This window comes from Spongiibacter pelagi, from assembly GCF_014705705.1.
GTDB lineage: Bacteria > Pseudomonadota > Gammaproteobacteria > Pseudomonadales > Spongiibacteraceae > Spongiibacter > Spongiibacter pelagi.
The window spans coordinates 190588-216545 of sequence record NZ_JACXLD010000002.1 but is presented as its reverse complement, the minus strand read 5'-3'; the positions used below and the strand labels follow the sequence as shown (position 1 = coordinate 216545).

The window sequence follows — 25958 nt, the reverse complement described above, 5'->3', positions numbered from 1 at the left end:
GTATATCTCAAAGATGGCGGGGTTCAACTGCTGCCCCGGAAAAGACTTACCGGGACAGAGTTTCTAAAGGCGAGACAGCCAATAGTGCGAAATAATTAAATGTCGAAGTCGTCTAATAGATCGAACTCTTCCATCAAACGTTTGCGCTCTAAGCGCTCTTCAATTTTGCGGCGAATACTCAAATCAGAGCCACCGGTGATAGCGCGATCAGGAAAAGAAGACTCCTCGTCTCCGTCAAAATTGTCTTCATCCAGATCATCGTCACTGCTGCTATCAAGATCTTTTGCCATGTAATTGCTCACCCTAAACCCAAAACGAATACAGAATGAACAACGCGTGATATCGCGCTCGTTCAGCGCACTATTTATCCCCGAAGCAAAGCGCTGTCAATTAAAATTTTTACTTATTTCCTAAGCGCTGAAACAGTGAGCCCGAACACTACAGAAATCCCCCATCAATACCCGGCCAAACGGTTCAAGCCATTCAAGGCCGCCGTGCGATAAGCCTCGGCCATGGTGGGGTAATTAAAGGTAGTGGTGACAAAATAACGCAGGGTGTTGCCGCCGTTTTCCTGCTTCATCACCACCTGCCCGATATGAATAATTTCCGCCGCTTCTGCGCCAAAACAATGGATGCCCAAAATTTCCAGAGTATCCACATGGAAGAGTAGCTTCAGCATGCCCACGGTCTCGCCACTGATTTGGCCACGAGCGGTGTCTTTGAAAAACGCCCGGCCCACTTCATAGGGCACCTTGGCAGCAGTTAATTCACCTTCGGTTTTACCCACCGAGCTAATCTCCGGCAGGGTGTAAATTCCGGTGGGCACATCGTCAACAAAACGGCAGTGCTCCTTACCCCGTGCCGAGGCCGCCGCCGAACGCCCTTGGTCATAAGCCGCACTAGCGAGGCTGGGCCAACCAATTACATCACCCGCTGCATAGATATTGTTCACCGCGGTTTGATAGTGCTCATCAACCTGAAGCTGACCTCGGTGATCCGCCTCTAAACCAATATTCTCCAAGCCCAAATCATGGGTATTACCACTGCGGCCGTTACACCAAAGCAGAGCATCAGCATGAAGTTGCTTGCCCGATTGCAAGGACATCACCACACCGGAATCGCTAGCTTCGACCTTGCTGTACTCTTCCCGATGACGAATCATCACGCCTAAGTGGCGCAGGTGATAACTCAGCGCATCGGAGATTTCATCATCCAAAAATTCCAGTAGCCGATCACGGGTATTAATCAGCTCAACCTTGATACCGATGCCTGAAAAAATCGAGGCGTATTCACAACCGATAACACCGGCGCCGTAGATCAGCAATTTTCGCGGGGTATTGGTCATCGCTAAAATGCTGTCGCTGTCGTACACCCTCGGATGGTTGAAATCGATATTGTCTGGGCGATAGGGGCGCGAGCCGGTGGCAATCACAAACTTCTTAGCGGTGATATATTCTTCCTGCCCTTCCGCCGAAATAATTTGCAGGCGATGGGTATCGGTAAACCGCGCATGGCCCTGAATCAGACGTATCTGGTTGCGATAATAAAACCGGCTGCGCATCGCCACTTGCTTATCAATCACCTGATTGGCATGGCTTAACAGCTTGGGATAGGTCAAGGTACGCGGGTTGCCAATATCCCTAAAAATGGGCGTGCGATTAAAGCGAATCGCTTGCCGAACCATATGCCGCAACGCCTTGGAGGGAATCGTGCCCATATGGGTACAAGCACCACCGACTGTCGCCATTTGCTCAACAATGGCAACTCGCTGCCCGTGTTTAACCGCATTTAGCGCAGCGCTTTCTCCCGCAGGGCCACTGCCAATAACTAAAAGATCATAATCGTACTGGCTCAAGGGAATTTCCTTAACTCGATGGGATGGATACATAAGTAACTGATTTATACTAACCCTTCAGCACCTATTTGGACATGCGACCTTTGGTTAAATCAGCCTTATCAAGCCATTATCGTGAATACTACGGCGTAACAACGTTGCTGGCCTCGCACCCCGCCTTGCGCCGTGCAAATCGCCACGCCCAATTTCAGCTGCACGGCAATAAGGTGTGGGCAGCCAGTTATTTAATGATGGCCTACCTTCAAGACAATCCCCTAGAGCACAATAGCAAGGTGCTTGAGGTAGGCTGTGGTGCAGGGCTAGCAGGTATCTACTGCGCCAAACACTTCAATGCTGAGGTCACCGCCAGCGACGGTGATCCGGCAGTATTGCCCGCGTTAGAGCTGCACACCGATGCCAATAAGGTGGCGCTGAACTGGCAGCCGGCATTATTTAGCGAATTGACCGAGACCGAGCTGGGGCAATACGACACCCTAATGGCTTGTGATATTTGTTTTTGGGATGACATGGCCGAAGACTTGGCCGAGCTGATTGATCGAGCAATCGCCGCCGGTGTCGCGCGAATCATCATCGCCGACCCGATGCGACCGCCTTTTCTTGCACTTGCCGAGTACTGTATTGAACGACATTTCGCTGAATTGCTGCCCATTCGGGCGGAAAGCGGGCGCCGTCATAAAGGCGCAATACTGCTAATTGAAAATAATTGAGCGCCGCAACAGCCCAGTTCGCGCTAACAGTGCAATAAAAACAACTAAAAACTGTCTCATAACTGCAATTATTTCGTCACCGTATTGAAAACAGCGAGGCGTAATCTTTTCCCTTAGAAGGAGATGATTATGCAATTGATTGAGTCTATAAATCAGTTCGATGCACGAATGCTTCTCGCCTGTGTTGGCACCCGCCACCAGCAGCAACTCAGTCGCATCGCTTACAGTGTGTCTAAAACTGGCGACGGCTATGCCCAAATTGCCGTGCCTGTTTCGCTGTATTTGCTAGGCGCAAATTACGGCAAAGAATTTCTTCTTGCCACCCTCATGGCCTTTGCTATCTGGCTGCCTATTTACTGGGTATTGAAGAACACTTGCCGCCGTCGCCGGCCACCGGCTGCCATCCCCTCGTTCAACGCCAGTATTATTGCCTCGGATAAATTCAGCTTTCCTTCGGGCCACACTGCCGCCGCCTTCTTGCTCGCCACACTGGCGGTGCTGTTCTTTGGCGCTGTCGCCGCCCCCTTATATCTCTGGGCACTGGCCGTTGGCGCCTCGCGGGTTCTGCTTGGGGTACACTTCCCTACAGATATTCTGGCTGGCGCAAGCTTGGGCACAGGCATTGCCCACCTCGCCTACGATCTACTGATGGTGGCCTAAGTCATACTATTCGAGCTTCACTTATGAAAATCCTTTACGGTGTACAAGGCACCGGCAATGGCCACATCGCCCGCGCGCGGATGATGGCCAAACACTTCTCCGATCGCAATATCGACGTTCAATATCTGTTCTCCGGCCGCCCCGCCGACAAATTTTTTGATATGGAACCCTTTGGCGACTATCAACTCCGCCACGGCCTTACCTTTGTCACCGAGAACGGTAAAATCAGCAATCTGAAAACCGTTATGGCAGCGCGGCCCCTGCAATTTATAGAAGATGTACGCGCACTAGACCTAAGTGAATACGACGTTATTCTCACCGATTTCGAACCGGTCACCGCCTGGGCCGGACGCCTCAAAGGCAAGCCGGTAATTGGCATGGGCCACCAATACGCATTTGGTTATCCCGATGTTCCAGAGCGCGGCGTAAGTGCGCACAGCAAATTCATCATGAAATATTTTGCCCCGGTCAATCACCGACTCGGGCTGCACTGGCACCACTTCAATGCACCCATCTTGCCGCCCATAATCAACCCGGAAGAAACCTTAAAAGCGGGGGGCAAACATATTGTGGTGTACCTGCCCTTTGAGAATCAGCAGCAGGTCACCGAGACCTTAAAAACCCTGCCAGATTGGAAATTTATTCAATACTCCCCCGAGCTGAGCGACGCAGAAGAAGGCAATGTCAGCCTGCGTAAAACCAGCTTGCACGGCTTTAAAGAAGACCTGTGCAGCGCCCGCGGAGTGATTTGCAACTCCGGCTTTGAATTACTCAGCGAGTGTCTGCATATGGGCCTCGCGGCGTTGACCAAACCCGTTAGTGGTCAATCGGAACAACTCGGCAATGCCGCCGCACTGGAAAAACTGGGCCACGCCCATGTAATGAATAACTTTGCCGCCCAGCCCATTCAACACTGGTTGCAAAATATTCCTGAGCAAGCACCTCAGCAATATCCCGATGTCGCCGCTGCCATTTGCGAGTGGTTGCTGGACGGCAACTGGAATAATAGTATTGGGCTGGTTGAATCGTTGTGGCAACGTACGGGCAGAGCACCATTGACCGCCTGAGATATACCAGTGCTTTATCAAGCAAAATTCTGATGACCGGACCTAACCTGCCCGATTTTTTCTCTGTGATGGCGCGCCTGCGCGGAAGCCTAGGCGGCCGTTTTTCAGAATTATTCGCCGTTGAGCAACTCTGCCAACAGGCCGGGTCGATGATTCAAACCCGAGTCGAAGCGCTGGTAGAACTTAATGGCCTGCAATTGCCAATTACCTCTTTAACCATTGGCAATCCTGAAACGGCGCGCAATTGCTTACTTCTTACCGGCGGTATTCACGGTGTAGAGCGAATCGGCACACAAGTTTTAATCGCCTGGCTGGAATCGGTTATTGAACGCTGTCGCTGGGATGCCCACTGGCAGCGCCAATTTGATGAAGAGCTGGCCATTGTCGCCCTGCCCATTGTCAATCCGGGTGGCATGCTGCAAGACATGCGCTGCAACCCTAGCTCCGTAGATCTAAACCGGCACGCCCCGATCGACGCTGAAGCCGACACCCCATTCTTGATCGGCGGCCACCGCATCTGGCGCAAACTGCCTTGGTATCGAGGCCATTGGCATCGCCATCAAGAAATCGAATTTGTCGCCCTGCAAAATGTGGTGTACCGCTGCACGCGCCCCGAAAGTCTGTGTCTGGTGGTGGATTTTCACTCCGGCTTTGGCTTTAAAGATCACCTGTGGATTCCCTACGCCTTTCGCAAAGAACCTATTGAAGACATTGCCTGCTATGTCGCCTTAAAGCTGTTGTGGGAGCGCAACTTTCCCCACCACAATTATCAGTTTGGGCCGCAGGCTATGCATTATCTGAGTCACGGCGATCTCTGGGATTACTTCCATATTCAAAGTCGCGAACACGGCGCCAAGCTACTACCTCTCACACTGGAAATGGGCTCATGGCTTTGGGTGAAAAAACACCCCAGCCAAATTTTTAGTTTTGCCGGCTTATTCAACCCCACCGTGCCCCACCGCCACGCCCGAGTGCTGCGCAGCCACTTAATCCTGCTGGATTTTTTAATGGCCGCCTGTCGCAATCCAAATCAATGGTTGGTGGAAGGAGAACACGCCCGACAATTGCAACAAATGGCTCAAGCTCTTTGGTACCGACACCTACCCAGTTGAGTGCTATGATGCCCAAAACATTGCGGCAGAAAAATGTGGCAAAAATAAAAAAGAGAAGCTTATGAGCCTACCCGTAACTTGGTTATTTCTACGTGGTCTCTCACGCGAACACGCGCACTGGGGTGACTTTCCTGAGCGCTGCAAACAGGAACTTGGCTGGAACTGTATCCACTTGGATCTAGCCGGTTTTGGTTCCGAAAATCACCGCTCATCGCCCCTCTCAATCCCGAGTATTCGAGCCGATCTACAAACCCGACTCAACACTGCCCCCCATGAAAAAATCGGCATTATCGCCCTCTCTCTCGGCGGTATGGTGGCATTGGATTGGCTGGCAACAGAGCCAGAACGCTTTAGTCACAGTATTCTGATCAATAGCAGCACTGCAGATTGCCCGCCCCTGCATCGCTTGCGTTTAAGCAACCTCAGCCCCATGTTGCGCAGCCTCGGCAGCCGCTCAGTAAAAGTACAAGAACGCAATATTCTGAATATGGTGAGCAACCAGAGCGATACCAGCGAAGCCTTGGAGCATTGGTGCCAAATTCGTCAGCAGCGGCCGGTATTAAAATCCAATGTGCTGCGCCAGCTCGCCGCCGCCGCCCACTTCCGCTCACCGGCGAAGCGCCTGATTGCGAACCCACCACTATTTATCGCCAGCAAAGCAGACCGCATGGTGTCTTGGCGCTGCAGCGAACGCTTGGCCAAAAAATACCGTAGCGCATTGTTATTGCATGAGAGTGCCGGCCACGATTTACCACTGGATGATAGCGGCTGGCTGATAGAACAACTGAAAGAAAACCTAGGGAGCCTCTAATTAATTACGACATTAATCAGAAGCTCTTAAATCAGAGGCTCTTATAGCATAAACAACTAGAAGTTCCTGACCCGCGATTGCGCGTCAGGATAGGATAGAAAGGCTTAATCCCCGAGATAGCGCTTGCGACGTAGGGGCTTCATCTTTTCCAGATCGACCAGCACCATGCCATCAATACAGTCGGCAAAATCCGGATCGATATTAAACGTGGCAAAACAAACTCCGCCGGGCTCGCACAACTCAGAATACTGTTTATACAGCGTAGGAATACTACCGCCGAGTTCCGTAACCTTGGCCTTGAGCTGAATAAATTCCTGCTTGTAATCTTCGCCAGTGAACGGGTTGTGCTCGCTTTCAATTTGGTAAGGCATGCTTGCACTCACCCAATCACTCTGATTGGGGAAATGCGCCTGATAAAACTGCACAATTAAATCTTTGGCGGGGCGCGGCATTTTATCGCTCAGGCTCACCGGCCCAAACAAATAGCGCACCTCTGGGTAGCGATTAAGGTATTTACCCAAACCCTGCCAGAGGTAATCCAGCGCATTTTTGCCCCAGTATTTTGGCTGCACAAAGCTGCGACCCAACTCGGCACCGTACTGCATAATTGGATCATCACGATCTAATTTGTAGTCAAACAGCGAGGCGGAATACAGACCCTGCTCACCTTCAAGGCTGGCCACTCGCTTTAAGCGGTAGGCACCCACCAACTCAAGCTGAGACTCATCCCACAGCACAATATGGTCATAATTCGCGTCGTAATTATCCACGTCACGGCGCAGACCAGTGCCCTCACCTACCGCGCGAAAACTGATTTCTCGCAGTCGGCCAATTTCACGCATGATGGTGCAGTCACCACTGTATTGATAACAGTACACCTCCATGCCATCGCGGGTTTCACCCAGACGCTCACAAGCCCGAATTGCCTTGCGCAACTCCTGCCGATCTTCCGGGTGGGCGACCGAACGGGCGTGAGGCTTAAAACAGGGTTCACCCTGATTATTACGGCGGCGGCCAATTTTGTAGATATGACGCTTAAACAAACGAACCTTGCCGGGCACCGTTAGCGGTAATTCTTTATAAACGTCAGCCTCGATCGCCGGGCCAACCGAAATGCGCACGGTGCGATTGTTCTGTTTAAACATTTCGCGGATTAGCCACAAGGTAGACAGCGGCTTCGCCAGCAGTGACAAGGCGTAGAAAAATACCGAGTTACGCGCACTGATATGCACCGGCAAAATCGGCGCATTATTGCGCTCGGCAAACTTCATAAAGCCATTTCGCCAGCGACCATCGCGAATGCCAGCGGGGCCAAATCGCGACACTTCTCCGGCGGGGAAAATAATTACCGCGCCATCATTGGCAATATGGTCGTGAATAGCTTCAAGGTTTTCCCGGCGGTTGCGCTTGCCACTCATATTGTCGACTGGCAGCAACATTGAACGCAGTGGCTTCAGAGCATAAAGCACTTCGTTGGCCACCACTTTCACATCGGAGCGAACTTCAGACACCATTTTCAACAGTGCCAAACCATCCAAGCTGCCGATAGGATGATTGGAGATGATCACCACCTTGCCAGACACCGGAATCCGCTCGCGATCGAGCGCGGAAACGGCGTAGCCAAAATCAAAGTACTCCAGCACCTTCTCAACGAAATCGAGACCTTTGAAGTTGGGGTAGTCGCGCTCAAATTGCTTGAATTCCGCTTCGTGAAACAGGTACTTCAACAGCACCGTTAAGGTTTTGCGGATATGGGGGTTGCCATTGGCGATCTTGGGAAAACGTTCAGCAATGACAGTATCTACAGAAATCATTTTTATTACTCCTAAACCCTTCGCGCCTTAACTTGCCCGGCGCAAAGGTAGAACCTCAGCCTCTGGTTCTTCGGTTGGCTTGCTCGCCAAGGTATCCATCACACTCTGGCGCTCAGTCCAGTTCAACAGCTCCATCACTCCCTCTTCGGTTTCACCGAGAACGGTACAGTTTTCAATCCAATCACCGTCGTTGCAGTAGAGAATGCCGTCGATTTCTTTCAGTGCGGGCTGGTGAATATGGCCGCAGATCACGCCATCCATACCGCGCTCTTTGGCCAATTCAACCGCCGCTTTTTCAAACACATCAATAACCTGGCGGGCGTTGGGAATGCGCTGTTTGATATAGGTGGCCAAGGACCAGTAATGCCAGCCGAAGCGGCGGCGGAAGTAATTAGCCCAGCGGTTGACGAATAGCAACAGGTCGTAGGCGTAGTCGCCAATCAGGTCTTCCCACTTGTTCAGGCGGATATGCTCATCCAAGCAATCACCGTGAAACATCAGCAAACGCTTGCCGGTGACTGTGGTGTGAATGGCTTCTTTTTTAACCTCAATCGGCCCAAAGATGTGGCCGACATAATCCCGGAAGGTTTCATCGTGGTTGCCCGGAATGTAGACCACGCGAGTTCCGCTATTGGCTTTACGGAACAAGGTGCGCAGTACATCGTGGTGGGAAGCCGGCCAGTACAGGGTGCGCTTCAGCGACCACAGGTCGACCACATCGCCCACCAAATAAATGGTGTCGCATTCAACCCGAGAGAGAAAATTGAGGAGGTATTCGGCTCGACAGTCCTTGAAACCAAGGTGAATATCAGACAGCCAGATCGTCTTGTAATAGACTTTTTCGGATGGGACTTTGCTTACAGGTGCTTCTACTTGAGGCGTCAACTCGGCCACAACAGGACTCTCCGTTCACATTTTGAATAATGGTACGGACAATCAGTGACACTAATTTTATCGTTTTAAGGCAGAAATATGACAGGTGATCTTAGCGGGTGATCGAGTTTTCCAACAAACCCGGAAAGCAATCCTCAATCACCTTGCGTAATTTTTCTTCTGTCAGTGGCTTGTTTTGAAAATTACTAATTTGCCTAATCTCACGGGCATGCTTTTCATCCGCAGGATTAAACGAGGTGGTCAACATCACCACCACCACACCGGCCTTTTGGTTGTCTTCTAAAAGATCGTATTGATCCAGAAATTCCCAACCGTTCATCACCGGCATATTGATGTCGAGAAACACTAACTCCGGCCGGGGGTATTCGCCATCAACCGCGGTTTTCAGGTAGTCAATCGCTTCCTTACCGTTGTATTTAGTAACGATCTGCTCGACAAAACCACTGGACTCCAACACCATCTGATGCAGGAAGTTAGTGGCCTCACAGTCGTCAATTAGCAGTGCAGTTTTCAAAGGTTTCGTCATCATTCGTCCATTATAGTCAAGCAGAAGCAACTTCCGCCATCCGTGGAAGTCTCTACCCAGATTTTTCCTCCGTGCATCTCTACCACTTTCTTACAATGCGCCAAACCAATGCCAGTACCCTCAATTTCATCGCGGCGGTGCAGGCGTTGAAAAATCAGGAAAATTCGCTCGCGGTGCTCCTCACTTATACCAATGCCATTATCAGACACACAGAACTGCCAGCCTTTATCAATGCGGGTGGCAAAAATTTTCACTACCGGCGGCACCCCGTCTCGGCTGAATTTCAGTGCATTACTAATCAGGTTTTGAAACAGCATACGCACTTCCGTAGCCTGGGCGCGAATCACCGGCATATCGTGAAACTCAAGGCTGCCGCGTTTTTCTGCAATTCGAGCCGCCAAATCCTGAGAAATCGACCCGAGTAAACTTTGCACGTCCACCTCAACCCGAGGCGCATCAACGCCAATGCGGCTGTAATTCAGCAAGCCAAAAATCAGCTCCTGCATGCGTGTGGTGGACTGAATAATAAAGCGCAACGCGGTTTGCCCATTGCCATCCAAGGCATCGGCATAATTCTTCTGTAATAACTCGACAAAACTTTTTACGGTACGCAATGGCTCTTGCAGGTCGTGGGAGGCGATGTAATTAAACTGCTGAAGCTCGGCATTGGCCTCAGACAGTTTTTTAACATTGCTCTCAACCTGTTCTTGGGCCAGTTTGCGCTCGGCAATCTCCGACTCAAGATTCGCCTGCCGCTGATCCAATTTTGTTAGTAGCTCGGAAAAAGCCTGAGCCAGTTCGCCCGTCTCACCGGGGGCATTCACCGGCAGCGGCAAATCAAACAGATTGGCTTTACGACGGGAGATACTTCGACGCATTTGTAAAATAGGCGCGGTGATATAACGAGTGACAAACAAACCTGCCACCAGCGCAACAATCAGCGTTAAGGTAATAATGTAGGCATTGCGCTGAAAGACATTTTGCCGAACACTCAGGGCCGCCAAGGTATCTGCAGACAGCACTACCGTTAAATGGCCGCTGTCGGAAAGCAGGTTATGGTTAATCGATTTCGCCACCACAATCTGCTTTTCGGAGATCAATTCAAACTCTGTTTCCAAAGCGTTTACAGGCGTACCACCCTCGCTAAAAAACAGCGGCTGCAGCTCCGGAAAGTCATCCACGATATTGCTGCGCTCGCCATAGTCAAACTGAAAGGCTTTGTGCGGCTCAGGGTGAAGCAAATATTCGCCGCCGGCATTGGTAATACGCAATTCGTGACTGGGACGCACCAGCTTCAATAAATCGTTAAAAATTTCATCAACGCTCTCGTTAATCACGATCACGCCATGCAACTTACCCTCATCGTTGTATACCGGCGTCGCTGCTCGAATCACGCCCTGTTGTGGCTGTTTAATCACGCCATTTTCGCGGTTAAGGTTGATGGCAGAAAGATACACATGGCCCGGCGGTAAGTGCTTGGCCTCGAGAAAGTAATCCCGTTTCGATTTATCCTGCAATTCATCAACCGGCACCACGCGCACCGAGTTATTGGGGCCAAAACGGTCAATTCTGACCAGTTCATGCCCATCTGCTAACAGATAACGAATTTGCACCCGGGTCGGCTTGGCGCTGAGCATTTCCGAATAAATAATCGCCAGCCGGTTTTTCCAGGCTTGCAGAGTAGAGTTATCGAGGGGATCGATGCCGCCATTGGCCTCAGCACGCATCATTCCGTCGATGGGTGGCAGGCCGCGCAACCAGGCGGTATCACGCATGAGTTCTCTAATGGAGGCTTGCAGTTGAACGCTGACAATATCCGTTTCGCTGTTCAAATCGCCCTTGAGGGAAAGCACCAGCTGTTCATCGAGCTGGTCAATGGTCGAGCTTAATACCACGAAATTACTGGCCAGAATCAACAAGACCATAGGCGCAAGAATGCGCCAACGAATGGAATTCAGTTGTTTCCAGAAAGCCATGACGGATAGTGAGACTCAGCAACGGGTTTGGCACAATGTACCCTGTCACTGCCGTTTGCACTATTGCGGCTAGCCAAAAACTGATCCGTGCTTACCCGTATTGCACAGAATTCGCTTTCTGAACTTATTCCGGTGAAGGTGCGCGCCGCAGCAACTGCAACATGCTCTGCTGAACATCCGGCCCTAGCAAGGCCACCCAGTTATGGGCGTAGGATTGCAGGCGATCATCAACCTCAATCCGGTCTTCGCCTTCAGCGCTTGTAATATGCAACAGATTTTCGCTAATCAGAGTATCTAAAAACCCACGGAACAGGGTTTTATCAAAATATTCCGGCGCTTCGCGCCCGCTCAAAATCGCCAAGCGCTGCGCCATTTCAATAATATATTTCTCAAGTTCGCTGCGACTGCTCGGCAACTCACCCACACCCAATTTTTGAGCCAACACCAAACTACTCATGGTGTAACGCTCAAAGGTTTCACGCAGAATCCGCCCTAATCCAATCAAAATAGAATAGGCTTCAGTGCCCACCTCTGGCCGCAATAAATCACTGCCCTCGCGGACTAACAGACCAAGACTCACCAGGGCATCAATCTGGTTTTGAACCCGGTTAGTTTCGCCCTGCGCCAATTCAGGCAGGAATAATTCCTTGCGCAAAAACGGATACAGCGGCAAACAGGAATCCAACAACGCTTGCTCGTTGACCCGCTGTTGATGGCGGAAGAAACGCGCAATCAGGCTGGGCAGCGCCAGTACATGCATGATGGAGTTGCGGTAGTAGGTCAGCATTACCGCTTCTTTGCCAGTCGCGGTAATGATCGCACCCCAGGAATGATCTATCCGAGACAGGCCCGCAGTGCGGGCGGCAAAGTCCAGAATTTCTCGGCTCGTGCCCTCTGGCAGGCTCACATCACGGCTGTAAGGCATCAGCTTGAGCAATTGAATAAAGGCGTCAATCTGCGCCAGCAACTCATCTTCAGCCATCGCTCGCTGCGGGCTACTCAACAAAATGGTCGACACCAATCCGATAGGGTTTACCACCGCCGCCGCATTAATATGCTCCATATTCTGCTGGGCAATTTGATCTATCGCCTTTTGTAAAAAGCCGTGATTGCCCTCGGCAAACTGACGCCGCCAAGCGGGCTCAATTCGAGCCAGAGCTTCATCAACTAAAATGGGCTCGCCAAATGAAACATGGGGGCTGCCGTAAGAAGATTTAAAAATCTTACGCGCTTTAAGCAGGCCGCTGGCCGACTCTTTTTGCTTGGTGGAACCACGCAGCTCCTTTGCATAGGTCGCGCCTTCAACCAATTTGTCGTAACAGACATAGATCGGCACAATCGCCACCTTGCGCGCCGGTTGTTGCACCAGACTTTCCAAGGTCATTTTCAACATGCCTTTCTTTGGCGGCAACAATCTTCCGGTGCGACTGCGGCCACCCTCGGGATAAAACTCCATGGAGTAACCGCGCCCCAGAATCACATCTAAATAGCTGTGAAATACCGCCGAATACAACTCTTGCCCGGCAAAGCTGCGGCGAATATAAAACGCTCCACCCCGGCGCAGCAAACCGCCCACCGGCCAGAAATTCAGGTTTACGCCAGCCGCAATATGCGGCGGCACCAAACCCTCTTTATACAGGGCATAAGAAATCAGCAGATAATCAAAGTGACTGCGATGGCTGGGCATATAAACCAGCTGGCGGTGACTGGCCAAATCACGCAAGCGTTGGTTGTGATAAACCTTGAGCCCGGTAAATAATTTTTGGAAGACCCAAGTCAGGGTCATCTCCAACACCCGCAGCAATCGAGAGTCGAAATTGGCCGCAATTTCATTGGCCATTTTGCGCGCCTGTTTTTCAATTTTGGCGGCATTGGCCTCGGGCTCCGCCGCCAACTTAGCCATCACCTCTTGCACCGGCTGTCGGCGAATCACCGCATCGGTAATTTGCTGGCGAGAGAGCAAGCTGGGGCCGAGAGTCGCGGTTTTGCGTCGGGTAAAGTAAAACGACAGAGTTCGTGCCAATAAGGTCGCAGCTTGCGCCGGTTCACGGGTGTGCGCGACCAGTTTTTCAAAACTGACGGGCTTGGCGATATGGACAACTAAATTACCGCGCTGGGCCAGAATAATCAGTAATTTTCGAATGGCACCAGCACTTTCACTGCTACCCACTAACAGGCGAAAAATCGAGGTTTCACTACCGGGGTCACGTCCCCAAAACAAAGAAACCGGCACCACCTGAATCGGCAAACCGGTTTCCACCGCCTCTTGTACGTAGGCTTCCATCGCTTTGCGGCCGCGCTCACCGCCGCGCCGCCCCTGTAAAATGGGCAAATACAGGCAGGTCGCCTGCTCCACGGTTGGCAGCACCCCCGGCTTGCCACCTAATACCGGCAAGCCCTGTTTTTTCAGCAGGCGTTCAAGCACAAAGCGATCGGTCCAACTGTGCTCACGCAGGACATAGCACACCGGCTTATCGGCAATATCCTCGATAGTGCCATCGTCGATCTGGAGAATTTTGGGTTCAATCCCACGAATCAGCAGCGCACTCATTAAGCGGCATAGGGCAAACCAAACTCGGGATAACCAGCTCATTAGCATTATGACTTCCATATTATTAGGCGCGTTAAGCGGCCATATTCGTCCGTGATTTTAACTGTTCGGTGACATACATTAACAGGGTAATTGACTACAATGACTTGTCAAAACACGCCAGAATACAAGCCCTGACCAGGCTCGCCTGTAGCGATACGCTCAACAACCACCCCGGAACTCACCGTGTTCAAATTTGACAATAGCTATGCCCAATTAGGCGAAAACTTCAGCCATAGCCAAACCGCCATGCCCGTGCCGGCACCGAAAATGATTCGGTTTAACTCGACGCTGGCACAACAGCTCGGCGCATCAGCGGACGCCTTGAGCGACTCAGAATGGGCGCAAATACTGGCCGGCAATCAGGTTCCCACGGGGGCAAATCCCATTGCCACGGTGTACGCCGGACACCAATTTGGCAACTGGAATCCCCAACTCGGCGATGGCCGCGCCCTGCTTATAGGCGAGATTCTCACCCCGCAAGGTGAGCGCTTTGATTTGCAATTAAAAGGCTCCGGCCCAACCCCCTTTTCTCGCAGCGGCGATGGCAAATCCCCACTGGGGCCGGTATTGCGGGAATATATCCTCAGCGAAGCCATGGCTCGCTTGGGCGTTCCTACCACGCGGGCGCTGGCGGCGGTCAGTACTGGCGAGTCGGTTTATCGAGAACGCGGCCCACTCCCCGGCGCCATACTCACCCGAATTGCCAGCAGCCATTTACGCGTAGGCACCGTTCAGTATTTTTATTCCCAGCAAGACCTTGCTGCCCTTAAAACACTGGTGGACTATATTCTCCAGCGCCACTTCCCAGAACAGCAACACGCCGATTCACCGGCACTGGCCCTGCTTGAGCAAGTCATCGCCAAGCAAGCAGAATTGATCGCCCGCTGGCAGGGCATCGGTTTTATTCACGGCGTCATGAATACCGACAACATGTTGCTCTGTGGGGAAACCATCGACTACGGCCCCTGTGCCTTTATGGATACCTACCACCCCGGCACGGTGTTTAGCTCCATCGACCACAATGGCCGCTACGCCTTTGGCAATCAGCCTGCCATTGCCAACTGGAATTTAGTCCAACTGGCCCAAGCCCTTTTGCCATTGATTGATGAAGATGAAAACCGGGGCGCCGAGCTTGCCCAAGCAGCGATAAATCAATTCCCGCACGCGTTTTTCAAGGCCTATCACCGGGTTATGGCTAATAAATTGGGGATCGAGAATTTCAGCAGCGACGATGAAGCACTCTACACCGATTTCTTGAATTTACTCGAAGTAGAAAATGCCGACTTCACCCTCGCCTTTCGCAAGCTGGCCGATTTGGCTGATGAAAACCGTACTTTAGAGAAAAACGCGCCTGAAAAGATTGGCGAGCTATTCCAGTTCTCCGAGGCCTTTACGCCTTGGCTGACAAACTGGCGGCAACGCCTCGCTAATGAAACCCAATCTGCACAGGACCGGCAACAACAGATGTATCTGGCTAACCCGGTGTTTATTCCTCGCAACCATCTGGTGGAAGAAGCCATTAACCAAGCCTATCAACACAATGACTTGAGTTTTTTCCAGCAGCTTGTGGATGTTTTAGAACAACCTTTTACCTATAAATCGGCGCTGCGCCGCTACGCCCTGCCTCCTCGAGAGGAGGAGCGGGTAGAGCGCACTTTCTGTGGCACTTAAACCAGCCACTAGGTAATTTCCACAGGCAATCTATTTCTTAAGATTTCCTTAATTTGACCTGCCTACTCTGGACTCATCAACGATATCCAGGAGTAGGCCATGTCGCTCTCACTACCCGTCAACAGCCGCCGCTTTACCGCCACTGAAAATACTCTGGGGGCATCGTCCTCAGCGCCCCAATTTTCAGTGATTACGGCCTTTGAACCCGGTAGAAAACTGAGTGAAAGCTATATTGCTGAAAAATTCCGCCTGAGTTACGGGGCCGAAATCAGTGAATTCATGCCTGAATTACTGCTTATGCACCGCGGAGCGATTAATAGTGGCTGCCAACAAGATTTGCGCGCAGCACTAGGGATGCGTCGCGGCACAGATAGCCGCGCCCTGTTTCTAGAAACCTACCTAGATGTACCAGCCGAAGTCATATTGTCAGAAAAAATCGGCAAAACCGTGTCCAGATCGGATCTTATGGAAATTGGCAATTTGGTTGCGACCCAGCGCGGCGCCAGCCAAATGCTGTTTACCGCGCTCACCTTATTGCTGTGTCAGCAGGGTGTAACTTGGGCGATTTTCACCGCCACCCCCGAGGTACAAAAATTACTTAATCGACTTAAGCTGAAGCAGTTTTTTCTTGCCGAAGCAGACCCCGCTCGACTCGGGGAAGCCCAAAGCCAGTGGGGCAGTTACTACCATTCCAATCCGGCGGTAATTGCCGTGAATGCCCGCAAAGCCCTGCAAGTTCTACAACGTCACCCGCTTACCGCCAGTATGTTGCAAAGCTGCGAAGCCAGCTTGGGCCAAGCACCGGTAATGCAGGCTTAGGAATCCATGATGAAGCCGCACGCCAAGCAAACAGCCAAGCAAACAGCCGTTCAACCTGCCCTACTTGCACATATTGCGCATTGGGCCAAGGAGCGCGGCGAAACCATTGCACTTAAAGGTATTGCACTTCACGGTGAACACAGCATGTTTAGCTACGCTGTGTTGTGGCAAACCGTTAAAACGCTCGCCGCAGAATTGAAGGCATTGAATGCCTCCACTATCGCCTTACTCGCCGATAATAGCCCGGAATGGATTGTGGTTGATCTGGCCTGTCAGGCAGCGGAAATTTGCCTAATCCCACTGCCCGCCTATTTTTCTGCCGAGCAGCGTCAAAACGCCTTAGACAATAGCCGGGCACAAATTCTGATTAGCGATACAGCGCCACAGGGCTGCGCACTAAACAGCCTGTCTACACTCCGCTATGTTCATCTGGATTCGGCGTCTTCTAGCTGTGTGGAATTTCCTCAAGGCACCAGCAAAATCACTTACACCTCGGGCTCAACGTCGCAAGCTAAAGGCGTTTGTCTTTCCACTGAAAATCAATGCCGCACCGCGAGCGCGGTAAATAGCGCGCTTTCCGGTCTCGGTCTGGAATCTCATCTGGCCGTGCTGCCATTGGCCACCCTGCTGGAAAATGTCGCCGGGGTTTATGCGGCACTACTACGTGGCGCCACGGTGTTTCTTCCCGGCTTAGCCACACTTGGTTGGGGCGGCAGCTCCAGTCTGAATATCAATCAGCTCGCTAATGCTTTAGACCACTACCGGCCCAACAGCGCCATTGTCTTGCCGCAAATTCTTAAAAGCCTGTGCGAGGCTTGCGAACAAGGCTGGCAAGCGCCCTCTTCACTTAAATTTGTTGCAGTCGGTGGTGCCAGAGTCGCGGTGAGTCAAATCCTGCAGGCTCGCCAATTCGGCTTGCCGGTATATGAGGGTTACGGCCTTTCTGAGTGCGCTTCGGTATTGACCCTGAATACACCCAATGCCGACCTACCCGGCAGCGCAGGCAAACTCCTCAACCACTGCCATCTGCGGTTTGAGCAAGGTGAAATTATCGTTAGCGGTAATAGCTTTCTCGGCTATCTGGGGGATGAATCAAGCCAAACCAATATCGAGGTCGCCACCGGCGATCTAGGCGAAATTAACAATGACGGCTTCTTGCTACTTCAGGGACGCCGCAAAAATGTGCTGGTCAGCAGCTATGGCCGCAATATTTCCCCTGAGTGGCTAGAGAGTGAGTTACTCGCCATACCCGGTATTGTGCAGTGCATTGTGGTCGGCGACGACCGCCCCTATTGCAGCGCTTTAATTTACCCAGCAATCGATGCCGAAACTGCTGCCGACACCCAAGCCATCGATCACGCAATTCAACGATTAAATAGCCGGCTACCCGATTATGCCCAGATCAAATGCTGGCTTGCCCTTGAACACCCTTTCACAACAACGAATGAACTGTTAACCGCCAATGGCAGACTGCGCCGGCCCAAAATTCTGGAACATTACGCCGCCGAAATTGACACCTGCTATGCCAACTACCCAGATTCATCTAAAGGAGAATACGATGAGCTTTTACGCACGCTTGCAAGCTGAAACCGCAGCAGAACGCCAATATCTGACGTCTCAGCCGTTTATCCAACGAGCTCTTACAGGTGGACTCAGCCGTGCAGATTACATCGCGTTTTTAAGTCAGGCTTTCCACCACGTAAAACATACCGTGCCGCTGCTCATGGCCTGTGGCGCTCGCTTGCCAGATCACCATGAATGGCTGCGTGAAGCGGTTGCCGAATATATTGAAGAGGAAGTTGGCCATCAAGAATGGATATTGAATGATATTGCCGCCTGCCAAGGTGACAAAGAGTCGGTACGCCACAGCCGCCCCGATAGCGCCGCTGAACTGATGGTCGCTTACGCTTACGACACGGTTACACGCGGGAATCCAGTCGGATTTTTCGGCATGGTCATGGTCTTGGAAGGTACCAGTATTGCCGTGGCAGATAACGCCGCAGCGGCGATTCAACAAAGTTTGAATTTACCCAATAAAGCGTTCAGTTATTTAAAGTCCCACGGCGCTCTGGATATTGAGCACGTCGCCTTCTTTGAAAAGTTAATGGACAAGATCACCGACGAAGGCGATCAGGCTGAAATCATTCATCGCGCGAAAATGTTTTATCAGCTCTACGGCAATATTTTCCGCGATCTGGAATCGGGCTCTGAACAACGTCAGGCTGCCTGAGCTACGCACAAGGACTTTAGCCATGAAACCATTAACTATCGTACTCACGGGTGCCACTGGCGGAATCGGGCAAGCTATTGCTAAAGAATTGGCCGCCGCCGGTCATCGCCTAGTGCTACTCGGCCGTAACGCTCATAGTCTGGCAAACCTGCAACAGCAATTGCCGGGGAATCACAGCTGTTTTACCGTTGATCTCAGCGATGAGGCTCAATTGCAATCGTGCTGTGAAAAGCTGACGGCACTACCACTGGATGCACTCATCAATAACGCCGGCTTATCTTGGTTTGGCGATATACAACAGGACGCTGACTCGCTTGAGCAATTAATGGCAGTGAATTTAATCGCTCCCATTCGCCTGACTCAAAACCTGTTGCCCACTCTGTTAAAAAGTTCAGAGGCGCGCATTATCAATATCGGTTCCAGTTTCGGCAGTATCGGCTATCCCGGCTTCAGTCTTTATTGCGCCAGCAAATTTGGTTTACGCGGCTTTACCGAATCTTTGCAGCGTGAACTGGCTGACCAAGCCATCGCCATCCACTATTTGGCACCCCGCGCAGTGAATACCGAAATGAATAGCCCGGCAGTAAATGCATTGAATAAGGAGCTGGGCAATCAAGTGGATGAGCCCAGCATTGTCGCCCATGCAGTATTGAAGCTAATAGAAAAAAGCCAAAGTCAGCACCATTTTCTCGGTTGGCCAGAGCGTTTTTTTGTCAAACTTAACGCCCTATTTCCATCCGTGGTCGGCAAGGCATTGAGCAAGCAACTGCCGATAATTCGTCGGCACTTCGCACTCAATAAATAAAATACCAAGGGATTGCGCAAGTGGCCGCGACAGGCTAAAACTCGCCTATGCGAATATTACTTATTGAAGATGATCTCTCACTGGCCGATGGCATAAGCACCGGCCTGCAGCGAGCCGGCTATGCCACGGATCATGCCGCCACAGCGCACAGCGCGTTGCAATACATGGGAGCAGGTCAATACGATGTACTCATTCTCGACCTCGGCCTGCCGGATCAGGATGGGCTGGAACTACTCAATCAGCTCCGCCGAGACAAACTCACCACACCGGTGTTAATTCTTACCGCACGCGATGGGCTCCAACAAAAAATTTCCGGTCTGGATGCTGGCGCCGATGATTACTTAACCAAACCCTTTGCCTTTGAAGAATTACTGGCCCGTATCCGCGTGCTGTGTCGGCGCGGCGGCCAAGTACAAACAACAGAAATACACATTGGTGAAATCAGCATTAATATCGCCAGCCATCAGGTCAAGCTGCGCGGCGAAGAACAAAAAATTTCGCGCCGGGAATTTGCGATTCTCCGCGCCCTTGCCGATCGTCCCGGCCAAGTGTTTAGCCGAGAACAACTTGAGGAAAAACTGTATAGCTGGGGCGACGAAATCAGCAGCAATACCGTCGATGTGCACATCCATAATCTGCGCAAGAAACTGGGCAGCGAATTAATTAAAACCATTCGCGGCGTCGGCTATATATTAGGGCAGGCAGAATGACCTCGCTGCGCCGCTTTCTAATCATCAGCATATTAGCCGTATTTTCTCTGGGCACCTTTCTCGCCTCTCTGCAGGGTTATCGCAGCAGTATGAATGAGGCGCAGGCCATTTTTGATCAACAGCTTCGGGCTTCTGCAGAGCGCCTGCTGGATACGCCCATTGCTCAACTAAGCACACCTGCTGCTCCAGCATCCGATATCGACAATGCCAGTGTTTTCCAGTTAATTGACGCTAACGGAAACATACTATGGCGATCCAGTCGCACACCGACGACCCCCATCAGTGCCGAAAGTGGTTTTAGTGAAGCTAATTTTGGCGGTTATCGCTGGCGCATTTTCAGTTTAGAAAACGAAACACAAAGCCGCCGAGTCGTGATTGCAGAGCGCAGCGATCTTCGTTATCGGCTCGCCGAGTCCGTGGTCTTACAATCGGTTATTCCTGTCCTGCTAGTACTGCCTGCCACCGCATTAATTATCTGGCTGATCATCGGCTACGGGCTGCGCAGTTTGCGCGACCTTGCCGAGCAACTAAAACACAAGGCAACCGATGATTTTTCCGCAATCAATCTTGAATCGCCGCCAGACGAACTCGCTCCAGTCGTAAGCGCGGTGAACCATTCTCTGCAACGATTGGGCGATGCTTTTGAACGCGAACGGCGTTTTTCCGCCGATGCCGCCCATGAGCTTCGCACCCCAATCAGCGCGATTTCAATGCACCTACATAATGGATTGGCACAACCTGAACACGCTGCCGAAGCGCTGACAAAACTGGCTCCAGATGTTGAACGACTGTCTCATCTGGTGGAGCAATTACTCCTGCTTAACCGCACCACGGCAGAAACCTTCCCCAGTCAATTTTTGCCAATAGAATTGCAAAAATTCTGTCGTGAAATCATCGCCAAACTGTATCCAGAGTTTGCCAAACGCGGGCAGCAGATTGCCCTACTTGGAGAATCTGCAACAATTCATGGCGATCGTTTTACCCTGCAAATCCTCATTGAAAACCTGCTGCGCAACGCTATGAAATATTGTCCAAACGGCGCACAGATAGAAATTGATATTCGCAATAGCAAAACGGTTACGTTAACCGTGCGTGACAATGGACCCGGCATTGAAGACAAGGATCGTGAGCGCATTTTTGAGCGTTTTTATCGAGCGGGCGGCGACCGGCACAACTCCGGTGAAAGCGGCTGTGGCTTAGGGCTGTCGATTGTCAGCCGAATTGCCGAACTACACAGTGCCAAACTCAGCGCGGGAAAAGGAATTGATCATCAAGGCTTGGCAATTCATGTGGATTTTCCCCAACCGCCCAAGACCAAACAGGAATCCTAAAAATGATCCGCGTGATGCCCTGTAAATCGAACAAGTTGCACACACTATTCTTGCTGAGCCTATTAATGATCATGGGTTCCAGCGCTGCGTACGCGGGCAAGCCGGTTTTTGAGTTGCAAATTCGCAATCATTTATTTGAGCCATCCACGCTTAGCATACCTGCCAACACCAAGATTAAATTGCTGGTTCACAATACCGACAAAACACCAGAGGAATTTGAAAGCTACGAATTAAATCGAGAGAAAGTCATTCTGGGTGGACAAAAAGCGGTAATTTTTATTGGGCCGTTACCGCCGGGAAAATATCCGTTTTTTGGCGAATTTAACCCCAAGACCGCCCAGGGCGAAATCATCGCAGAATAGGAACTGATCATGTTATCCACCAGTGTCATCATCCTACTGCGCGAAGTATTAGAAGCGGTACTTATCTTGAGCCTATTTATGGCAAGTGCGCAGCGCAGTGGACTTAATAATCGCTGGCTATTACCTGCCATTGGTATCGGTTTATTGGCCTCCATTGGCTATGCTTCCCAACTCAGTACTATTGCCAACCTATTTGATGGCGTGGGTCAGGAAATTTTCGACGCCTTCTCGCTAATCTTATTAAGCGTTCTGCTGCCCTTAACCATGTATGGGCACTTCATCAGAGTTAAAGAAAATTCACGCCCTGCCGGCAAACTCTACGCCCTGATGATTGGGGTAACCATTATTGCCATCGCCAGAGAAGGCGCCGAGATTTATCTTTATCTGTCCGCATTCATCCCCTCTCCCGAATTGCGCAATAGCCTGTTCGCAGGTTCTGCAATAGGTGTTGGCTTAGGCTTTAGTGTCGGCGCTTTATTCTATTTCTGGCTCGGCAGTTTTAAGGAACAGTACGGGCTGCGTATCAACGCCATTATTGCCAGCCTGATTGCGGCGGGCATGATACTGCAGGCTTGCAAAATGCTTATTCAAGCGGACTGGCTGCCCGATGGTCAGGTTTGGGACAGCAGTGGTTTGATCGCCGAAGACAGTGTGCTCGGCCAGTTGATGTATGCACTTATCGGCTACGAAGCCAGCCCTGCGCCTGTGCAAATTGCGGCGTATTTCATCGTATTACTGAGTAGTCTTGCGTTTCTTTTTAGCGGCCTTTATCAGAGTCGCACCAAGGCAGAAAAGGATGTAAACCATCCGCAAGCAAGGAATAATCATGCGGCGTAAACACCCTGTTTTTTTCATCTCTTTGCTCGGTTTAACAGCATCCAGCCAAGGCTTTGCCGACGGGCTCGCGGTAGATCGAGTTTACGAACCCTACGTCAATCCATTGGAAAAAGAACTGGAATACCGCCGGGTCGAGGTTAATCGCAGCGAATCCGGTCGCCAACGAGACAGTATTCAAAAGCTCGGTTTTGCCGCCGCTGTTTCCGACCGCCTAGCCTTAGAAGCCTATATTATTGATGATGATCTTGGCGAAAAAACGATTGATGCTTTCGAGCTTGAGGCCCGCTATCAACTGACCGAGCAAGGCGAATACAGTGCCGATTGGGGTCTGATGCTTGAATACGAAAAGCAGCGCGAAAACAAGGAAACCGAACTCGCGGCGACGGTGATAATAGCCAAACAAATTAAACGCTTTACCACTACCGTAAATGCCAGTCTGATTTATGAAAATCTGGGCAACGACAAAGTGGAATGGGACAGCCAATTAAACGCCCAACTGCGCTATATGTATCACCCCCATCTCGAACCCGCGATTGAATTCTACGCCGGCGAGGATTACCGGGGTATCGGCCCGGCCGCCATGGGCACCATCCGCTTTAGCAATGCCAATTCCCTGCACTGGCAGCTCGGCAGTATCTTTGGACTCGATCAAGACAGTGAAGATGTGGTTATTCGCTTTTTGCTGGAATACGAATTCTATTAGCCGCTCGGCCCGACAATTGCCGGGCCGAGATGGAATGATTTAAAACACTTCAAATAGCGCCGCTGCACCCATACCGCCACCAATACACATGGTCACTACCGCGTATTTTTCCTTGCGGCGACGCGCCTCTAACAAGGCATGGCCGACCATACGCGCACCACTCATACCAAAGGGATGGCCAATAGCAATCGCACCGCCATTAACGTTCAAGCGCGCATTATCAATGCCCAGTTTGTCTCGGCAATAAAGCACCTGACAGGCAAACGCCTCATTCAATTCCCACAGTCCAATATCGTCCACCTTTAAGCCGTGGCGCTGTAATAGTTTTGGAATGGCAAATACCGGCCCAATACCCATCTCATCGGCTTTGCAGCCCGCCACCGCCAAACCGCGATACGCCCCCAGGGGTGAAAGGCCCAATTGCTCTGCACGCTTGCTGTCCATAACGACACTGGCCGATGCACCATCAGACAATTGCGAGGCATTACCCGCCGTAATAAAACGACCTTGTTTTACCCACTCGCCGTCTTTCCAAACCGGTTCCAGTGAAGACAGACTTTCCAAGGTGGTTGACGGCCGATTGCACTCATCGCGATCCAGCATCACAGTTTGATAACTGGTTTCCTTGGTTTCTTTATTGAACACCGACATTCTGGCCTCAAAGGGCACAATCTCTTCGGCAAATAAACCCGCCTGCTGTGCTGCAGCAACCCGCTGCTGACTTTGCAGGGAATATTCATCCTGCGCCTCGCGGGAAATACCGTAGCGGTCCGCGACAATTTCAGCGGTTTCGATCATCGGAATGTAAGCGCTTGGATCTATATCCGTAACGGTTTTAGAGACATTGCGGTAGGCATTTTTATGCTTGGTCTGTACCAAAGAAATAGACTCGAGACCGCCAGCAACCGCCACATCCATTTCATTACACATTATGGATTTAGCCGCCCAGGCAATCGACATCAACCCTGAGCTGCACTGGCGCTCAATGGCCATACCGGCAACCGTGTCAGGCAGACCTGCCGCCACACCGCACAAGCGACCAATATTATAGGCTTGGGTGCCCTGCTGCGCCGCCGCACCCATAATCACATCATCAATACTCGCCGGATCAATGCCCGCTTTCTCTACCGCTGCGCGCACCACATGACCACCCATGGCTGGCGCTTCGGTATCGTTTAATGCGCCGCGAAACGACTTACCCATACCCGTGCGGGCGGTTGAAACTATGACGGCTTCTTTCATTTGATTTCTCTCTTTTCTTATTTAACCCAAAGTTCCTTGGTATTTGGTATTTGCTATCCCGTTTTTCCAAGGTAAATTGCAACCAACCTTTAATACAACCTCCGACGCGCTGGCGAGGCATCATTTTGCGAAAAAGCGGAATTTACATTGAGTAAATGAGCATTTTAAGCAAAGTGATAACGACGCCAGAGCTAAGGAGGAGGAGTTCAGGCGCGCTGGGAGGAACAACTGATAATCTCGCCGGTAAGATAGCTCGAATAATCGGAGGCCAAAAACATCATAATATTAGCCACCTCCCACACCTCCGCTCCACGGCCATAGGCCTCACGCGATTCCAATTCTTTCAACAATGCTTCGGGCGCTGATTTTTTCAACATCGGATGCACGGCCAAAGATGGCGCTACGGCGTTGATACGCACACCAAAATCAGCGGCCTCCAAGGCGGCGCAACGTGTTAGCGCCATCACCCCGGCTTTAGCGGCAGCGTAATGCGCTTGTTCTTTCTGTGCGCGCCAACCGAGCACGGAAGCATTATTAACAATGACCCCTTGCCCACGGGTTTTCATCACTCGCATCATCTGGCGGGTCATCCGCATAGTGCCATTAAGCGTGACATCAATAACTTTATTCCACTCGGGATCTTCCATATCGATCAGAAGTTTTGAAGTTCCCAAACCTGCGTTATTAATCAGCACATCGACACCGCCGGTCTGTTCCTCAGCAAAGGCGATTAGCGCTTGAACGTCTTCTTCAACCGCGACATTGCACACATTGCCCCAAACCGATTCCAAGCCGGTTTCGCTTTTCAGCTTATCCACCGCCTCGTTTAAGCGACCCTCGTGAATATCGCTGATTACAATTGCCCGACAACCCTCTTCTACCGCACGTGTTGCTGCCGAAAAACCAATACCGACCCCGGCCGCCGCCGTAATCAATACCGATTTATCTTTTAACAAACCGTGGCCGCTTACATATTCAGGGATATGGATATTCATCAGAACTCTCTTTATCTTCGCTTTTAATTTTTTCTTTACTAATGATTAGCTGTTTCTTTTTTTGTTTTGTTTTGTTTTTATTTTCCACCCAAACCTAGGAGTTTGTGATGGGCTTTCTGGCAAGGCGAAATGGGCTTTTTAGGAGGGAGCATACAAATAGTATGTGACCGACTAAAAAGGGTATTTCAACGCCGCCAGGGAGTTCATCACGAAGCCCGCGCTCCCCGTATTTCAACGC

The 25958-nt window shown here is 51.2% G+C and carries 24 protein-coding genes; 15 read left to right on the top strand and 9 right to left on the bottom strand.

Features of this window, described 5'->3' with window-relative positions; all coding sequences use genetic code 11:
* Nucleotides 1-95 precede the first annotated feature (95 nt).
* Both IB286_RS05045 and sthA read right to left on the bottom strand, forming a co-directional pair.
* Nucleotides 96-290, bottom strand: coding sequence for a PA3496 family putative envelope integrity protein (locus IB286_RS05045; protein WP_190763135.1), 195 nt, complete (start codon nucleotides 288-290; stop codon nucleotides 96-98).
* 164 nt (nucleotides 291-454) lie between these two features.
* On the bottom strand, nucleotides 455-1855 hold the full coding sequence (sthA, locus tag IB286_RS05040; RefSeq protein ID WP_190763133.1) for a Si-specific NAD(P)(+) transhydrogenase: 1401 nt from the start codon (nucleotides 1853-1855) through the stop codon (nucleotides 455-457).
* An 83-nt stretch (nucleotides 1856-1938) separates the two neighbouring features.
* Between sthA and IB286_RS05035 the strand changes: the two genes are divergently transcribed.
* The 5 genes from IB286_RS05035 (at nucleotide 1939) to IB286_RS05015 (ending at nucleotide 6212) form a co-directional block, all read left to right on the top strand.
* The gene (locus tag IB286_RS05035) at nucleotides 1939-2562 is read left to right on the top strand and encodes a class I SAM-dependent methyltransferase (RefSeq protein WP_223826129.1); all 624 of its coding nucleotides are present in this window, start codon (nucleotides 1939-1941) and stop codon (nucleotides 2560-2562) included.
* 129 nt (nucleotides 2563-2691) lie between these two features.
* Nucleotides 2692-3222 (top strand): phosphatase PAP2 family protein, encoded by a 531-nt coding sequence (locus IB286_RS05030; protein ID WP_190763129.1) that lies wholly within the window; start codon nucleotides 2692-2694, stop codon nucleotides 3220-3222.
* 23 nt (nucleotides 3223-3245) lie between these two features.
* Nucleotides 3246-4289: an MJ1255/VC2487 family glycosyltransferase gene (locus IB286_RS05025; protein ID WP_190763127.1), complete on the top strand. Its 1044-nt coding sequence runs from the start codon at nucleotides 3246-3248 to the stop codon at nucleotides 4287-4289.
* Between the two features lie 32 nt (nucleotides 4290-4321).
* Nucleotides 4322-5401 carry a M14 family zinc carboxypeptidase gene (locus IB286_RS05020; protein WP_190763125.1) on the top strand — a complete coding sequence of 360 codons (1080 nt, stop codon included), beginning with the start codon at nucleotides 4322-4324 and terminating at the stop codon, nucleotides 5399-5401.
* A gap of 61 nt (nucleotides 5402-5462) precedes the next feature.
* Nucleotides 5463-6212 carry an alpha/beta fold hydrolase gene (locus tag IB286_RS05015; RefSeq protein WP_190763123.1) on the top strand — a complete coding sequence of 250 codons (750 nt, stop codon included), beginning with the start codon at nucleotides 5463-5465 and terminating at the stop codon, nucleotides 6210-6212.
* Nucleotides 6213-6316: 104 nt separating this feature from the next.
* Here IB286_RS05015 and IB286_RS05010 read toward each other — a convergent pair whose 3' ends face one another.
* From IB286_RS05010 to plsB, 5 genes are all read right to left on the bottom strand, one after another.
* Nucleotides 6317-8026 (bottom strand): GNAT family N-acyltransferase, encoded by a 1710-nt coding sequence (locus IB286_RS05010; RefSeq protein ID WP_190763121.1) that lies wholly within the window; start codon nucleotides 8024-8026, stop codon nucleotides 6317-6319.
* Nucleotides 8027-8053: 27 nt separating this feature from the next.
* Nucleotides 8054-8920 carry a UDP-2,3-diacylglucosamine diphosphatase gene (locus IB286_RS05005; protein WP_317889705.1) on the bottom strand — a complete coding sequence of 289 codons (867 nt, stop codon included), beginning with the start codon at nucleotides 8918-8920 and terminating at the stop codon, nucleotides 8054-8056.
* A 91-nt stretch (nucleotides 8921-9011) separates the two neighbouring features.
* Nucleotides 9012-9446, bottom strand: coding sequence for a response regulator (locus IB286_RS05000; protein ID WP_190763119.1), 435 nt, complete (start codon nucleotides 9444-9446; stop codon nucleotides 9012-9014).
* Complete coding sequence (locus tag IB286_RS04995) at nucleotides 9446-11422, bottom strand: sensor histidine kinase (RefSeq protein ID WP_190763117.1); 1977 nt, start codon at nucleotides 11420-11422, stop codon at nucleotides 9446-9448. The genes IB286_RS05000 and IB286_RS04995 overlap by 1 nt, the downstream gene beginning before the upstream one ends.
* 124 nt (nucleotides 11423-11546) lie before the next feature.
* Nucleotides 11547-14015: a glycerol-3-phosphate 1-O-acyltransferase PlsB gene (gene plsB / locus IB286_RS04990; protein WP_190763115.1), complete on the bottom strand. Its 2469-nt coding sequence runs from the start codon at nucleotides 14013-14015 to the stop codon at nucleotides 11547-11549.
* A 183-nt stretch (nucleotides 14016-14198) separates the two neighbouring features.
* On the opposite strand from plsB, the gene IB286_RS04985 reads away from it, so the two are divergent.
* The 10 genes from IB286_RS04985 to IB286_RS04940 all read left to right on the top strand — a co-directional run bounded on the left by IB286_RS04985 (nucleotide 14199) and on the right by IB286_RS04940 (nucleotide 23483).
* The gene (locus IB286_RS04985; RefSeq protein WP_317889704.1) at nucleotides 14199-15686 is read left to right on the top strand and encodes a protein adenylyltransferase SelO; all 1488 of its coding nucleotides are present in this window, start codon (nucleotides 14199-14201) and stop codon (nucleotides 15684-15686) included.
* Between the two features lie 99 nt (nucleotides 15687-15785).
* On the top strand, nucleotides 15786-16505 hold the full coding sequence (locus IB286_RS04980; RefSeq protein WP_190763113.1) for a thermostable hemolysin: 720 nt from the start codon (nucleotides 15786-15788) through the stop codon (nucleotides 16503-16505).
* A gap of 6 nt (nucleotides 16506-16511) precedes the next feature.
* Nucleotides 16512-18092: an AMP-binding protein gene (locus IB286_RS04975; protein ID WP_190763112.1), complete on the top strand. Its 1581-nt coding sequence runs from the start codon at nucleotides 16512-16514 to the stop codon at nucleotides 18090-18092.
* Complete coding sequence (locus IB286_RS04970; protein ID WP_190763110.1) at nucleotides 18064-18735, top strand: TenA family transcriptional regulator; 672 nt, start codon at nucleotides 18064-18066, stop codon at nucleotides 18733-18735. Before IB286_RS04975 ends, IB286_RS04970 begins: the two co-directional genes overlap by 29 nt.
* Before the next feature lie 22 nt (nucleotides 18736-18757).
* Nucleotides 18758-19540 carry an SDR family oxidoreductase gene (locus IB286_RS04965; RefSeq protein WP_190763108.1) on the top strand — a complete coding sequence of 261 codons (783 nt, stop codon included), beginning with the start codon at nucleotides 18758-18760 and terminating at the stop codon, nucleotides 19538-19540.
* A 47-nt stretch (nucleotides 19541-19587) separates the two neighbouring features.
* The gene (locus tag IB286_RS04960; RefSeq protein WP_190763105.1) at nucleotides 19588-20250 is read left to right on the top strand and encodes a response regulator; all 663 of its coding nucleotides are present in this window, start codon (nucleotides 19588-19590) and stop codon (nucleotides 20248-20250) included.
* Complete coding sequence (locus tag IB286_RS04955; RefSeq protein WP_190763103.1) at nucleotides 20247-21581, top strand: ATP-binding protein; 1335 nt, start codon at nucleotides 20247-20249, stop codon at nucleotides 21579-21581. Before IB286_RS04960 ends, IB286_RS04955 begins: the two co-directional genes overlap by 4 nt.
* Before the next feature lie 2 nt (nucleotides 21582-21583).
* The gene (locus tag IB286_RS04950) at nucleotides 21584-21943 is read left to right on the top strand and encodes a cupredoxin domain-containing protein (protein WP_223826128.1); all 360 of its coding nucleotides are present in this window, start codon (nucleotides 21584-21586) and stop codon (nucleotides 21941-21943) included.
* Between the two features lie 9 nt (nucleotides 21944-21952).
* On the top strand, nucleotides 21953-22780 hold the full coding sequence (locus IB286_RS04945; protein ID WP_190763101.1) for an FTR1 family protein: 828 nt from the start codon (nucleotides 21953-21955) through the stop codon (nucleotides 22778-22780).
* Nucleotides 22770-23483, top strand: coding sequence for a hypothetical protein (locus tag IB286_RS04940; RefSeq protein WP_190763099.1), 714 nt, complete (start codon nucleotides 22770-22772; stop codon nucleotides 23481-23483). Before IB286_RS04945 ends, IB286_RS04940 begins: the two co-directional genes overlap by 11 nt.
* Nucleotides 23484-23522: 39 nt before the next feature.
* Here the strand turns inward: IB286_RS04940 and IB286_RS04935 are convergent, their stop codons facing one another.
* A complete protein-coding gene (locus IB286_RS04935) occupies nucleotides 23523-24725 on the bottom strand; it encodes an acetyl-CoA C-acyltransferase (RefSeq protein WP_190763097.1) in 1203 nt (400 codons plus the stop codon).
* A gap of 206 nt (nucleotides 24726-24931) precedes the next feature.
* A complete protein-coding gene (locus IB286_RS04930) occupies nucleotides 24932-25720 on the bottom strand; it encodes an SDR family oxidoreductase (protein ID WP_190763095.1) in 789 nt (262 codons plus the stop codon).
* Nucleotides 25721-25958 lie beyond the last annotated feature (238 nt).

Bases quoted from the DNA above. Each gene is read 5' to 3' on its own strand.
- IB286_RS05045 (WP_190763135.1), bottom strand. From the start codon at position 290: ATGGCAAAAGATCTTGATAGCAGCAGTGACGATGATCTGGATGAAGAC.
- IB286_RS04980 (WP_190763113.1), top strand. From the start codon at position 15,786: ATGTCGCTCTCACTACCCGTCAACAGCCGCCGCTTTACCGCCACTGAA.
- plsB (WP_190763115.1), bottom strand. From the start codon at position 14,015: ATGAGCTGGTTATCCCGAGTTTGGTTTGCCCTATGCCGCTTAATGAGT.
- IB286_RS04950 (WP_223826128.1), top strand. From the start codon at position 21,584: ATGATCCGCGTGATGCCCTGTAAATCGAACAAGTTGCACACACTATTC.
- IB286_RS04930 (WP_190763095.1), bottom strand. From the start codon at position 25,720: ATGAATATCCATATCCCTGAATATGTAAGCGGCCACGGTTTGTTAAAA.
- IB286_RS05030 (WP_190763129.1), top strand. From the start codon at position 2,692: ATGCAATTGATTGAGTCTATAAATCAGTTCGATGCACGAATGCTTCTC.
- IB286_RS04970 (WP_190763110.1), top strand. From the start codon at position 18,064: ATGAGCTTTTACGCACGCTTGCAAGCTGAAACCGCAGCAGAACGCCAA.
- IB286_RS04975 (WP_190763112.1), top strand. From the start codon at position 16,512: ATGATGAAGCCGCACGCCAAGCAAACAGCCAAGCAAACAGCCGTTCAA.
- IB286_RS05015 (WP_190763123.1), top strand. From the start codon at position 5,463: ATGAGCCTACCCGTAACTTGGTTATTTCTACGTGGTCTCTCACGCGAA.
- IB286_RS05010 (WP_190763121.1), bottom strand. From the start codon at position 8,026: ATGATTTCTGTAGATACTGTCATTGCTGAACGTTTTCCCAAGATCGCC.
- IB286_RS05025 (WP_190763127.1), top strand. From the start codon at position 3,246: ATGAAAATCCTTTACGGTGTACAAGGCACCGGCAATGGCCACATCGCC.
- IB286_RS04935 (WP_190763097.1), bottom strand. From the start codon at position 24,725: ATGAAAGAAGCCGTCATAGTTTCAACCGCCCGCACGGGTATGGGTAAG.
- IB286_RS05000 (WP_190763119.1), bottom strand. From the start codon at position 9,446: ATGACGAAACCTTTGAAAACTGCACTGCTAATTGACGACTGTGAGGCC.
- IB286_RS04955 (WP_190763103.1), top strand. From the start codon at position 20,247: ATGACCTCGCTGCGCCGCTTTCTAATCATCAGCATATTAGCCGTATTT.
- IB286_RS04965 (WP_190763108.1), top strand. From the start codon at position 18,758: ATGAAACCATTAACTATCGTACTCACGGGTGCCACTGGCGGAATCGGG.
- IB286_RS04960 (WP_190763105.1), top strand. From the start codon at position 19,588: ATGCGAATATTACTTATTGAAGATGATCTCTCACTGGCCGATGGCATA.
- IB286_RS04995 (WP_190763117.1), bottom strand. From the start codon at position 11,422: ATGGCTTTCTGGAAACAACTGAATTCCATTCGTTGGCGCATTCTTGCG.
- IB286_RS04940 (WP_190763099.1), top strand. From the start codon at position 22,770: ATGCGGCGTAAACACCCTGTTTTTTTCATCTCTTTGCTCGGTTTAACA.
- IB286_RS05020 (WP_190763125.1), top strand. From the start codon at position 4,322: ATGACCGGACCTAACCTGCCCGATTTTTTCTCTGTGATGGCGCGCCTG.
- IB286_RS04945 (WP_190763101.1), top strand. From the start codon at position 21,953: ATGTTATCCACCAGTGTCATCATCCTACTGCGCGAAGTATTAGAAGCG.